The 13,130-nt window shown below is 37.8% G+C and carries 10 protein-coding genes; 3 read left to right on the top strand and 7 right to left on the bottom strand.

The window, feature by feature from the left end; translation table 11 throughout:
• Positions 1-108 precede the first annotated feature (108 nt).
• Positions 109-666 (bottom strand): SixA phosphatase family protein, encoded by a 558-nt coding sequence (locus KO513_RS17740; RefSeq protein ID WP_215439070.1) that lies wholly within the window; start codon positions 664-666, stop codon positions 109-111.
• A gap of 99 nt (positions 667-765) precedes the next feature.
• Here KO513_RS17740 and KO513_RS17735 point away from each other — a divergent pair, with 99 nt between their 5' ends.
• Complete coding sequence (locus KO513_RS17735) at positions 766-2,568, top strand: PorP/SprF family type IX secretion system membrane protein (protein WP_215914569.1); 1,803 nt, start codon at positions 766-768, stop codon at positions 2,566-2,568.
• A gap of 124 nt (positions 2,569-2,692) precedes the next feature.
• Here KO513_RS17735 and KO513_RS17730 read toward each other — a convergent pair whose 3' ends face one another.
• Positions 2,693-3,289 carry a TetR/AcrR family transcriptional regulator gene (locus KO513_RS17730; RefSeq protein ID WP_215914568.1) on the bottom strand — a complete coding sequence of 199 codons (597 nt, stop codon included), beginning with the start codon at positions 3,287-3,289 and terminating at the stop codon, positions 2,693-2,695.
• A gap of 119 nt (positions 3,290-3,408) precedes the next feature.
• Positions 3,409-6,009 (bottom strand): ATP-dependent chaperone ClpB, encoded by a 2,601-nt coding sequence (gene clpB / locus KO513_RS17725; protein ID WP_215914567.1) that lies wholly within the window; start codon positions 6,007-6,009, stop codon positions 3,409-3,411.
• A gap of 166 nt (positions 6,010-6,175) precedes the next feature.
• Here clpB and ytxJ point away from each other — a divergent pair, with 166 nt between their 5' ends.
• Positions 6,176-6,571, top strand: coding sequence for a bacillithiol system redox-active protein YtxJ (ytxJ, locus tag KO513_RS17720; RefSeq protein ID WP_215914566.1), 396 nt, complete (start codon positions 6,176-6,178; stop codon positions 6,569-6,571).
• A gap of 60 nt (positions 6,572-6,631) precedes the next feature.
• On the opposite strand, the gene fahA is transcribed toward ytxJ, so the two are convergent.
• Positions 6,632-7,924, bottom strand: coding sequence for a fumarylacetoacetase (gene fahA, locus KO513_RS17715; RefSeq protein ID WP_215914565.1), 1,293 nt, complete (start codon positions 7,922-7,924; stop codon positions 6,632-6,634).
• A gap of 112 nt (positions 7,925-8,036) precedes the next feature.
• Between fahA and glyA the strand changes: the two genes are divergently transcribed.
• Positions 8,037-9,311 (top strand): serine hydroxymethyltransferase, encoded by a 1,275-nt coding sequence (glyA, locus tag KO513_RS17710; RefSeq protein WP_215914564.1) that lies wholly within the window; start codon positions 8,037-8,039, stop codon positions 9,309-9,311.
• A 146-nt stretch (positions 9,312-9,457) separates the two neighbouring features.
• Here glyA and KO513_RS17705 read toward each other — a convergent pair whose 3' ends face one another.
• The 3 genes from KO513_RS17705 to KO513_RS17695 all read right to left on the bottom strand — a co-directional run bounded on the left by KO513_RS17705 (position 9,458) and on the right by KO513_RS17695 (position 13,033).
• The gene (locus KO513_RS17705) at positions 9,458-10,114 is read right to left on the bottom strand and encodes a hypothetical protein (RefSeq protein WP_215439078.1); all 657 of its coding nucleotides are present in this window, start codon (positions 10,112-10,114) and stop codon (positions 9,458-9,460) included.
• Between the two features lie 148 nt (positions 10,115-10,262).
• Positions 10,263-10,934 carry a response regulator gene (locus KO513_RS17700; RefSeq protein WP_215439080.1) on the bottom strand — a complete coding sequence of 224 codons (672 nt, stop codon included), beginning with the start codon at positions 10,932-10,934 and terminating at the stop codon, positions 10,263-10,265.
• Between the two features lie 35 nt (positions 10,935-10,969).
• A complete protein-coding gene (locus tag KO513_RS17695; RefSeq protein WP_215914563.1) occupies positions 10,970-13,033 on the bottom strand; it encodes a tetratricopeptide repeat-containing sensor histidine kinase in 2,064 nt (687 codons plus the stop codon).
• Positions 13,034-13,130: the final 97 nt, after the last annotated feature.

Genomic DNA, 13,130 nt, shown 5'->3' with positions numbered 1-13,130 from the left:
AAAAATAGTGAAGTTCCCTAAATTATAGACTAATTCATGGGTATAGATATTTGATAAGGGCATATTAAAAACTTATACCGCTTTTCTTTGTGCCGTCAAAAAAGAAGATTACCGTTCTTTAGGACAATTGCAGTTAATGTGAAGTCTTTGTGAAGTAGCTTGTTGGCCAACTATTTGTACAATAAAAAGACTTCCGTTATCGGTATCGTCCATTTCATAATATAGGTCTATGCCTATCATTTGGTTTACAAAATCAGGAGTGGTGTTACTATGGCCAACAACAAGAACGTTCTTGCCAAGATTGTCTTTTTTAAACTGCTCTATGTTTACGTTCTGAGGTTCGTAATACTTTACGTCAAGCTCTTTTTTTACGGCCGTTGGTGCGGCGGTCATAGAAGTTCTTTCGTAATCTGTGGTGTAAATAATATCTAGATCAACATCTTTTAATATCTCTGCCCAGTGCATAGCTCTTCCCAAACCGCGTTGGTTTAATTCCGGATCTACATTTTCAGGGTCCGTACGGTCTTTTTCTGCATGGCGAATAAAATAAAAAGTAGAAACTACACCATTTGTGTTGGTATCTTGATTAACTTTTGTATCGTCTTTACAACTTACAAAAATTAAGGCAGTAAGGATAATAATATATAAGGATTTGATCCGTTGCATAATAGGTAATAGTTTTTGGTTGAAAACTCTTGCATAATTGTTAACTAAATTTAGACAAAAAAAGTATGTAGGAATACTGGTTTTTGTTTTTTTGTAATCATGCTCAGAACTCTATACACATTTCTCTTTTTATTGTCTGTTTTGGTTCTGCGGAGTCAAGAGTCTCGTTTGCCTGCAGACTTAAGACAACATAACTTAACAACGTACAACGCCAGTTTATTTAATCCCGCATTTTCCGTAGATAGGAACAATGCCAATTCTTTGGCGTATTGGGTGCGTTGGCAGTGGCAGGCAATAGATGGTAATCCTACTACCCAGTTTTTAAATTACACTAGAAAATTAAATGGTAAGTCTGCGGTTGGCGTGGCATTCTTTCAGCAAAATACGGGTGTCTATTTTGATACGGGCGGGGTCATTAATTATGCGCACAGTTTTAATCTTAATGAAAGTGTAAAACTTTCGGTAGGGGCAAACGTATTTGGTTTTGTGCAATCTCTTGCCGATGATCGTTTTACCGTAAATCCTGATTTTCCATTATTACAATCCGCTCCAACGGATGATTTTATACTACAGGTGGCACCAGGGGTGAGTTTGAGTGTGGAGCGACTCACATTAGGTTTTGCTTCCGAAAATTTAATCGATTTTAATTTTACCGAAAAAGAAGCGAATACGGAAAAAGAGGATAAGGTCTTCATGGGGATTGTTTCCTATGATTTTCCGGTAACTTTAGGTGCGGCACAAAATTCATTTATACGTCCGTCTATGTATTTGCGTACCATTCCCGGTGAGGCCAATCAAGTAGGTTTTAATGCATTATTGAACACGAATAAATATTGGGGGCAATTAGGCTTTAACAATTTTTATGGATATGGCATTGGAGCGGGAGGCACATTTTTTAATCATTTGTCCTTAGGTGCGTTGGTAGAATTTGGAGCAAGTTCATCCGTAAGTTCCGAGCCTTCGTTTGAGTTGATGGCAGCTTACTTTTTTGGAAAGCCTGAGGAACGTCATAAGATGGTGGGGGCTGTTGATCTAGAGGAAAATGAGCTCGATCAAATAGAATCTGAAACAATTGCCGACGCTGAAGAGGAAAAGAAAAATGAAGCTGTAGCCCAAGAATTGGAAAAAGCTGCGGAATTGGCTGAAGCTTCAAAAGATGAAGAAAAGCAGGCTAAAAAAGAAGAAAAAGAGCGTCGCAGGTTAGAAAAAATTGCCCAAGACTCCATAGCTAAATCTGAAAAAGAACAAGCCTTAGCATTAAGAAAAGAGGAGAAACGACTTAAAAAGGAGGCTGCCGAAAAAGCCAAAGAAGAGGAAGCTCTTGCCCAAGCAGCAGAAAAACAAGCAGAAGAGCAAGAAAATGTAATGGCTGAAAAAGCGAAAGCAGCAGAAGTTGCCAAAGCTGAACAAGAGGAGCAAAAAAGAAGACTGGACTCTATTAATAACGCCAAAGAAAAAGAGGCACTTGCTGCAGCCGAGAGTGTTGAAAAGAAAAGACGAGAGGCCGAAGCGGCAGCTCAAAAAGTAGCTCAAGAAAAGGCAAAACAAGAAGCGCTTGAAAAAGAGAAGGCGGCTCAAGAGGCCAAGCTAGCACAACAAAAAGAAGTGGTTGTTCCTAAAAAAGGTGAAAAATACGAAGAAGTAAAAACTGAGGACGGGCTGGAACCAGGCTACTATTTAATTGCCAATGTTTTTGGTACCAAAAAGTATTTTGATGCTTTTATGGCGGATATGAAGAAAAGGGGACTTCAGCCTAAATCTTTTGTGCGTAGTAAGAACAAATTCAATTACGTCTACTTAGGGCGCTATAACACTATGGGACAGGCTAGGCAGGCTAGAGATAGTAAGTTTGATGGTAAGTTTACAGGTAACACTTGGATTTTTAGAGTAGTGGGCAAGTAAGAAGATGAAAAAACCGAGGAAAACAGGTTGGTTAAACTTTAAATCCTACTTAAAAAAGAATAGGGGTAACAGCTATTAAACTTCTGAAAGATTTAAGAAAGCTATGAATGGTAGGTGTAAAACTTTACTTCTTAAGCTCTTTCTTTATGAGCACCTCTAAATAAGCGATGGTGTTGGTTAGGTACTTTTTATCAGTGGTCATAGTGGCCATAGCAATTGCACCTTGAATCATAGTAAAAAGTTGTTTGGCAAATTGCAGAGGAGTGACGGGAAGGTGTAGTTCATTATTCTTAGAACCGTTCTCAAGCACTAAGGCTATCTTACCTTCCATTTCCCTAATAACTTCCTTGTTGGCGGCAACCAATAATCTATTATTGTGCTGCGCATCAACCCCGGTATTTAAAATAGGGCACCCGCCCATGCTCAGGGTAAACGAGTCGTAGTTTCTATAAAAATCCGTGAGTTTAAAAAGCTTGTCAAGAGCATTGTTTTCTTCCGCGAGAACTTCATCTACTTTTGATAAGAGTAAGTTGCTGTTGTATTGATAGGCAGATAAGGCTAAAGCTTCCTTATTTTCAAAATTACCATAAATGGCCCCTTTGGTTAATCCTGTAGCTTCCGTAAGGTCGCTCATACTGGTTCCGATATATCCGTGTTTATTAAAAACGGAGGCAACAGTTTCAATAATAAAGGCTGTAGTTCTTTCGGCTTTCGTAGACATAATGGTACAGTTTTATACGAAGATAAAGAAATTATATACTGTATGGTATATACCTAAGAAAAAAAAGCACCCTTTTTAGGGTGCTTTTAAAAACAAGTCTATTTTTAAGAAAAATATTTTTACTCTACCAGTTCATCTTGATTTCTAAAGACCAGTTCGTCATTAAAGGAATCAATAAGAACAATACTATCCGCTTTTATATTTCCGCTCAGGAGTTCCTTTGAAAGGTTGTTAAGAACCTCTCTTTGTATGACCCTTTTTATGGGGCGGGCTCCGTACTGTGGGTCATAACCCTTGTTGGCTAGGTAATTAACGGCTTCTTCAGTAGCATCAATTGTTATATGCTGCTTTGCAATAGTTTTCTTTAAGCTGTTTAATTGTAGTCTAACAATTTTGGTTATATCCTCTCGGCTAAGCGGGGTAAACATGATAATGTCATCTATACGGTTAAGGAATTCAGGACGAATTGTTTTTCGCAACAATCCTAAAATCTCAACTCGTGCAGCCTCGGTGGCGCTATAAGGGTCTTTGCTGTTTTCAAATTTTTCCTGAATTATAGTACTGCCCATATTACTGGTCATTATAATAATGGTATTCTTGAAATCTGCAACTCTACCTTTATTGTCCGTTAATCTTCCTTCGTCCAATACTTGTAATAAAATATTGAATGTGTCCGGGTGTGCCTTTTCAATCTCGTCAAGCAGAACCACGGAATAAGGTCTTCTTCTCACGGCTTCCGTTAACTGACCACCTTCGTCATAGCCTACGTATCCTGGAGGTGCTCCAACCAATCTACTTACTGAGTGGCGCTCTTGATATTCACTCATGTCAATACGCGTCATTGCATTCTCATCATCAAAAAGATAAGAGGCCAACGTTTTTGCCAGCTCCGTTTTACCAACTCCTGTGGTACCTAAAAATAGGAAGGATCCAATAGGTCTGTTCGCATCTTGTAATCCGGCACGACTTCTTCTAATGGCGTCGGATACGGCTTCAATAGCTTCGTTCTGGCCAACCACTCTCTTGTGAAGGACCGTTTCCAGCTTTAAGAGTTTTTCGCGTTCACTTTGTAGCATTTTGGTTACCGGAATGCCGGTCCATTTTGCCACGACTTCCGCTATGTCTTCACTGGTAACCTCTTCTTTGATTAGAGTATCGCCTAGCTGCTGTTCATCCAATACTTTTTGGAGTTCCTCCAGTTTTTCTTGTGACTCTTTAATTTTTCCATAACGTAGTTCCGCAACTTTACCGTAATCTCCATTACGCTCGGCACGTTCCGCCTCAAGCTTAAATTCCTCAATATCCTGCTTGGTCTTTTGAATCTCGTCTACGACCGATTTTTCGCTTTCCCACTTGGCAAAAAGCTCATTTCTGTCTTCTTTCAGATTCGCCAAATCAACATTTAGCAATTTTAGCTTGGCCTTATCGTTTTCACGTTTTATAGCTTCAATTTCAATTTCTAACTGCATAATCTTACGGTCCAGAACATCTAGCTCCTCTGGTTTGGAATTTATTTCCATACGTAATTTTGCGGCAGCTTCATCCATCAAATCAATAGCCTTGTCCGGTAGAAACCGGTTGGTAATGTACCGTTGCGATAATTCTACCGCAGCTATTACCGACTCATCCTTGATTCGCACCTTATGGTGGGCTTCATATTTTTCTTTAATACCGCGTAGTATTGAAATAGCACTTTCCGTATCCGGCTCGTTAACAACTACCTTTTGGAAACGTCTTTCTAGCGCTTTATCTTTTTCAAAATATTTTTGGTATTCATCCAGTGTTGTGGCGCCTATGGCTCTCAGTTCGCCACGAGCCAATGCCGGCTTTAAAATGTTAGCGGCATCCATGGCACCTTGTCCACCACCAGCGCCAACCAACGTGTGAATTTCATCTATAAATAAGACAATGTCCCCATCTGATGAAGTCACTTCTTTAATGACCGATTTCAATCGCTCCTCAAACTCTCCTTTATATTTGGCACCGGCAATTAAAGCTCCCATGTCCAAAGAATAGATAATTTTATCTTTAAGGTTCTCGGGAACGTCGCCTTGAACAATACGGTGCGCCAAACCTTCGGCAATTGCCGTTTTACCGGTACCTGGTTCACCAACCAACATAGGGTTATTTTTGGTTCTTCTTGATAAAATTTGAAGAATACGACGGATTTCTTCGTCGCGTCCAATTACCGGGTCCAATTTGCCACTGTCTGCTAACTGGTTAAGGTTACGGGCGTATTTATCCAAGGAGTTATAGGTGTCTTCCGCACTTTGAGAAGTTACCCTTCCTCCTTTGCGCAGTTCTTCAATGGCTGCTTTCAAATCTTTTTCGGTAGCTCCTTGGTCCTTTAATATCCGAGCTATTTTACTGCTGGATTTTAAAATGGCCAATAAAAGATGTTCAATGGAAACAAATTCGTCATCCATCTTTTTAGCAATGGTACTGGCTTCGTTTAAAGTTTTCCCTGCTTCTCTGGACAGGATAATATCCCCTCCCGAAACCTTAGGGAAGCTTTCCAGTTCCTTTTCCAAGATTTGTTGTAGCAAGGGAACGTTAATATTTAGTTTCTTCAGTATAAAAGGAAGTACGTTCTCATCAACCTCCCAAATTGCTTTGAACAAATGTTCGTTTTCTATCTGCTGGTGGCCCAAGCTTTGAGCAAGCTGTTGAGCTTGCTGAATGGCCTCCTGAGATTTTGTGGTGAAATTATTAAAGTTCATATGTATATTGTTATCTGTTGTTATTGTTTATTTTTGACTGAAATAGGTCAACAATCCTACCAATATAGAACACAGGACAAAATGTCGCTTATTGTAATAAAACAAAGGACATTTAGTCAGTTGTAAGGTTTTGGAGAACGTTAGACTGATACTATAAAAATACAAAATGGGTCTCTTTAATAATTTGTTTGGAAGTAAAAATGAAGGTGAAGAAAAAAAGGAAGCTAAAATCCCTTGGATAGCACTTACTTCTCTAGAGCAATTAGATGAAATTGAAAGGAAGTCTTTAACAAAGCCTCAAGTAATATTTAAACATTCCACTACTTGCGGAATTAGCCGGATGGTGCTGAATATGTTTACTCAGAACTATGCAATAGAAGAGGGGCAGATGGACTTTTACTTCTTGGATTTACATAGTTACCGTCAAGTTTCCGATGAAACCGGCTATAAATTTCAGGTCATGCACCAATCGCCTCAGTTGTTGGTGATAAAAAATGGCGGGGTAGTAGCTCATGATTCCCATGGTGCTATTACGGATATCAACTTAGAAAAATACCTTTAAACCCACCCGTTATAGGGGAGTGGTTTAAAGGTATCTTCAAGATTAAATATCTAGAGTTTATTAGCCTTTCTTTTTGGCCTCAAAAGGAGGTAAAAGCGTAGTTCTGACTTCTCCAAAACCAATACGGATATCTTTATTGGAGCAATATCCTTTCATAATTACGGTGTCATTATCTTGAATGAACGTGCGTTCTGAGCCGTCGTTCAATTGTACCGGCTTGGTGCCTTGCCAGGATAGTTCTAGCATGGAACCGTAGGAATTGGGGGTTGGGCCAGAAATTGTTCCACTTCCCATCATGTCTCCACTATTCACCTTACAACCGTTTACGGTGTGGTGCGCCAGTTGTTGGGACATGGTCCAATACATATATTTAAAATTGGATTCGGAAATGGTAGTTTCGGTACCATTTTCAGGAGCTAAAGCTACTTCTAAGTTAATGTCGTAACTATGTCTTTTCTTTTGCTGCAAATAGGGTAGAGGAGTAGGGTCTTGTTTTGGACTGTCTACTTTAAAAGGCTGAAGAGCATCTAACGTTACAATCCATGGAGATATAGATGACGCAAAATTTTTGGCTAAAAATGGTCCAAGGGGAACATATTCCCATTTTTGAATGTCGCGCGCACTCCAATCATTAAAAAGTACCATTCCAAAAATATATTCTTCTGCCTCGTCTACGGAAATAGGTTCACCTAAGACATTGGTATCCGTGGTAATAAAAGCCATTTCCAATTCAAAGTCTACTAAACGTGAAGGCCCAAAAACAGGAGTTTCCGCCCCTTTTGGCATGGTCTGCCCCATAGGTCTATGAATGGGGGTGCCGCTAGGGATAATGGTAGAACTTCTTCCGTGATATCCCACAGGAATGTGAAGCCAGTTAGGTAACAGGGCGTTATTGGGGTCGCGGAACATGGTACCTACGTTAGTGGCGTGTTCTTTGCTGGAATAAAAATCCGTGTAATCGCCTACTTGTACGGGCAATTGCATTTCAATTTCATCCATAGAGAAAAGCACTACGTTTTTATGGTCTTCGTTATTTTTTAGGGTGTCATTGGAAACTTCAAATATTTCACTAATACGGTTACGTACTAACCTCCAGGTCTTTTGACCATCCGAAATAAAATCGTTCAATGTATCCTGAAGAAAAATATCGTCCGTAAGGGGTATATCATTAAAATAGCCAAGTTGGTGCAGGGCACCAAGGTCAATGGCGGTATCTCCAATACGGGTTCCTATGGTTATGATATCATCACGAGTGAGAAAAACACCAAAAGGAATGTTCTGGATAGGGAAATCTGAATTATCGGACACGGGAAGCCATGTTCTCTTTGAAGGGTCATTGGCATGTATGGGCATAGCAAGATTGTTAATTTATATTTGATAAATTCTTGATCAAATATATTGTTTTATGAGTTTTAACAAGGGGCAATTCGTACTTTTGCATCTCAATTTAACAGAATATTTGCTTATGCAACGAGACAATCAGATTTTTGAACTAATAGCAGAGGAAAGAGAACGCCAAATAAACGGCATAGAGCTTATTGCCTCTGAAAATTTTACAAGCCCACAAGTTATGGAGGCTGCGGGGTCAGTACTAACCAATAAATATGCCGAGGGGTATCCTGGTAAGCGTTATTATGGTGGCTGCGAGGTAGTTGATAAAATAGAGCAACTTGCAATAGATAGAGCTAAGGAATTATTTGGAGCTGCATACGCAAATGTTCAGCCTCACTCCGGTTCGCAGGCAAATGCGTCAGTGTACCACGCTTGTTTAAAACCAGGGGATACCATTCTTGGATTTGACCTTTCCCATGGAGGACATTTAACCCACGGTTCGCCGGTGAATTTTTCTGGTAGATTGTACAACCCTGTTTTTTATGGCGTTGATAAAGAAACAGGTATGCTAGACTATGATGTTATTCAAGAAATAGCAACTAAGGAAAAGCCAAAAATGATTATAGCGGGGGCTTCTGCTTACTCTCGTGATATAGATTTTAAAAGATTTAGAGCAATTGCAGATAGTGTTGGTGCTCTTTTGTTAGCTGATATTTCTCATCCAGCGGGGCTTATTGCAAAGGGCATTTTGAGTGATCCAATTCCTCATTGCCATATTGTAACAACAACTACGCATAAAACTTTAAGAGGACCACGTGGTGGGCTTATTCTAATGGGTGAGGATTTTGATAATCCATTTGGTATAAAACTAAAGAACGGAAATCTTCGTAAGATGTCCGCATTGTTGGATTTAGCAGTCTTCCCAGGAAACCAAGGAGGTCCTTTGGAGCACATTATAGCGGCTAAAGCAATAGCTTTTGGAGAAGCTCTTTCTGATGATTTCCTTAATTATATGATACAGGTTAAGAAAAATGCCGCTGCAATGGCCGCTGCTTTCGTAGCTAAAGGGTACAATATCATTTCTGGAGGTACGGATAATCACATGATGCTTATTGATTTAAGAAATAAGGATATTACGGGTAAGGATGCCGAAAAAGTTTTGGTAAAAGCAGATATTACTGCAAACAAAAACATGGTTCCTTTTGATGATAAATCGCCTTTTGTAACTTCTGGAATTAGATTTGGAACAGCTGCCATAACTACTAGAGGTCTTAAAGAAGCTGATATGAATGTAATTGTTGACTTGGTTGATGAAGTTTTGACCAATGCCGAAGATAATGCAAAAATTGAAGCTGTCAAGGAAAAAGTAAATGCCTTAATGAGTGGAAGAGAACTTTTTAATGTTTAGTTCCAACTTCTCAAAGCATAGCAAATAATCAATATAATCCCATCCCCCAATCTACTCAATAAATTGAGTAGAAAATGGGGGAATTGATTATTTTGGGGAATGGGCAGCTTATATTACTGTCATTTACCTCAAAAAACTTGTTTTAATCAATGGTTAAGCATAAATAGGTCACCGTGTTCTATTGTAGAGCTTTTTAAATCGTAGATGACAGCATCATCCTCAGATTCAAAATAAAGACCCCAATACTGAAAATAGTCTTTCTTGGTATTGTTATCTGCCTCTATATTCTGTATAAGAATTTCGTTTCCTTCATTGTTTTCTTCCTCAAAAACAGGAACATAGATTTCATAAGGTGTTTCTGTTAAACCCTTGCTGAAATGCACATAGTGCTTACATATTTCGGAAATAATCTTGTCTAATTGCTCAGGAATACTATTATCATAAATCTTGTTGATAATAATAGCGGTGTCCTTTAGGAAAAAGGTAAACTCTTCAATATCTACTTTGGAACCACTTTCTTTTACAAGATTGTTGAGCAATTTTATAAAAGAGGTTCTTCCAGGTTTGAAATTGCCCCAAGTACCTTTATTAAAGTGAAATAACATCTCTACCAACGAAATATTACAGTTTAGCTCAATGGCTAAATTGGTTTTTTCATCTTTATTGGTATAATTTAAAATGGTAGCATCTGCAAAAAACAATTTTTCCAAACTATTTGCGAAAGACTCCATTCCTTCCATTTGTGAATTTGGAGTATAACCATTGGAATGGTTGTTCCTAAAACTATCGTGGTATAGTGGCATATGATGTAGTTATACACTTTGTGCCAAAGATAGTTTTCAGTTCTGTTTGAACTTTAAAGAAAAACCCCATAAAAACTGGGGTTTTTTTGTTTTAAGAAATTAAACTAATGTGTAATTTGTTGTTACTCAACAATGTATCTGTTGTTTGTTAAATAAATCCACGTTTTCTGGCTTCTTCAATAAGAGCAAAGTCGTTACCGTTTTCAACATTGAAGATTACTTTCAACTGTCTTTTTCGGTTTTCAACGGTTGTGCTGGATGCTGCAACTAAAGAAGAGATATCCTTGGTTTTGGTTCCTATTGATAATTGATACAATATTTTTTTATCACGTTCATCAATTTGGTCTTCGTTTGCCATTTTTCTGCGTATGGCCTGCAATGCCGCTGCAGTGTAATAGGGGGGATTTTCAATTACCGTTCGTACCATATCTTGCAGCGTTTTTTCATCAACTTCGGATTTTACCATATATCCATCAGGATTTACAGTCTTTAGTACGTTGTTAATATGGTAGCTGTCACTAAAAGAAGAAAGAAAAACTACTTTAGAAGACGGGGATATTTTTCTAACCAAAACCCCAAGGTCTACTCCACCTCTTTCTTCTTTAGCGCTATCCGGAAACATTTGGATGTCCAATAATATTATATCATAGGGCATGCGGTTTGCGGAACTTTCTATTTCTGCTTTGCCTTCATGATAACTAGGAGCAATATTTACGGTTACTTTGTACTTTTCAAAATCACACCCTTCAATGGTGTACTTGTAACCTAGAACAATCATCTCATGGTCATCAACAGCTAATATTCTAATTAAATTATCCATAATTTCTTGGTCAGTCTACACTTGAAAAAATGCTTCTAACTAATTTCTTTATTTAAAGGCACTTCCAACGTAACAGTGGTGCCCTTGCCAGGTTTACTCTTAATCGTGTACGTTCCGTTTATTTTTTCAATTCTAGACGAGATATTACGCAAACCTATACCTTTTTTTCTGGAACTTGTTTTGAAGCCTTTTCCATCGTCTATGATTGTGACCATAAAACCAGAATCTGTTTTACTAAGTTCCAAAATTACGTTTTTACATTGGGCATGTTTAACACAATTTTGTAAACTTTCCTGAATCATCCTATAAACATTAATTTTTATGCTTGCCCCAAGCGAATCCCAGTTAAAGGTCTCATTATAAACAAACTTATAGTCAAAATTGCCTGTAGCTTGGACGGTAAGCAATAAATCTTTTATAGAGTGTATAAAGTTTGGAATGTTTTGGTAGGCGGCATGGCTTAATTCATGTGAAATAGAACGGACCTCTTTTTCTACCTCTTGTAATGCGTCTATTGCTTTCTTTCTTTCAGAAATAGCCTCTTCTTCTGTTCTTTTGTTGAGACCTGTAAGTACCATGCGTGCTCCTAACATTTTACCTAGCACGCCATCGTGAAGCTCTTCCGATATCCGTTTTTGTTCAATTTTTTTTCCTTCTTCTAATTTTTCCTTTTGGGTAAGCATTAGATTAAAAATCTCCTGGTTTGCGGCTTGCTGTTGTTGTTGAAAACGAAGTTTTTGGTTTTTTGACCTTTGATCTAGAATGATGTAGGACATAAGTCCTAGCAGTAATATGGATACCGCTACACCGGTCCATAATTGTTTTTGTCGTGATAGTATTTCGTTTTCAGCTATAAATTCATCTGTCTCAAAACGTATACGGGCAAACTTATTTCGTGCTTGTCTTTCTACCTGCTGTAAACTGTCATTTAAAGAAATGTATTGTTGCGTGTAATAACTAGATTTTTCAGGTTCTAATTTAGCCAACAGTTGCAAACTCTTTAAAAATCGATCATTATTACTTGCAATTTTGGCATAACCCATAGCTTTTTTTGCTTGGGTTATGGCTTGTACAGTGTCTTGTTTACCTAAATAATAATCAGCAAAACAGTAGTAACTTCTTGAAATATCTTGAATTTCACCAATACTATCTTGAATCTTTATGACCTTTTTGAAATTGGAAGATAGGTCCGATTCAAAATTAACTTTGGCTTTACTATACGTAAGATTATTTAGCGCCATGGCATATAGCGAGGGACGTTCCGTAGAGAGATTTTTGTTCTTTAAAACTTCTTCAAAATAGGGGATGGATTCTTTGTAGTTGCCCTGTTCCAAATAAACAACTCCAATATTATTATTAAGGCTTAGCAGATAATTATTTGGGGCGTCTATTTTCATTTGATATTGCAGAGCTGTGTTATAGTAATCTAACGCCCTATCAAACTCTTTTAGTTCTTTGGTAATTGAACCTAAATTATTATAACAGAAGTAAAGTCTTTTGTACTCTTCTAAGGGTTTTAAGATATCAATAGCCTTTATAGTGTTTATTTCGCTACCGGTATAGTCTTTAATGTCTGCTTGGGTAACAGCCATATTGTAAAGCATACGTGCAGATTCATAATCCATATGAAGAGCTTCGTATATTTTTTGCGCTTCCGAAAAGTGAAGATAAGCACTGTCGGCTTTTGCATATAATCTATGAAAATCGGCCAGATCCCAATTGGCTTCGGCTAAGGTTACACTATCATTTAATAATTTGGATAGCTCTAGGGTTTGTTGATTTGCTCTTCTAAAGTTTGTAGAGTCTTTAAGTACTAAATATCTAAGTGCAATTTTAGAAATCAGTTTATTCTTTAGAGAGTCATTCTCTATTTTATTGGTATGAGTTTCAGCTTTTTCAAGGAATAGTAGATGTTCGTTATGTGAAAATCTTGAGTTAGAAGAACTGTCTATTAATGAGAAAATAGAGTCTGCTTGGGTAGAAATTTGGTTATTACTAAGTTGGTTGTTTTTATTGTTGCATGAAACAAATACAAGAGCTAGCCAGAAACAACTTATAAAAAAAACTGACTGAGAAGGTCCATACTTGAAAGAAAACATGCGGAAAAATTCAGGTTAAAAAAAAGCCTTAAAAATTAATTTAAGGCTAAGATAATCTATTTTGATTGCATATTATGAACCACGTCTGTCGGTTGGT

Source organism: Zobellia sp. B3R18, assembly GCF_018860715.1.
In the GTDB taxonomy this organism is placed as follows: Bacteria; Bacteroidota; Bacteroidia; order Flavobacteriales; family Flavobacteriaceae; genus Zobellia; species Zobellia russellii.
Note: the sequence above shows the minus strand (reverse complement) of the source record. Positions and strands in the feature narration are given on the sequence as shown.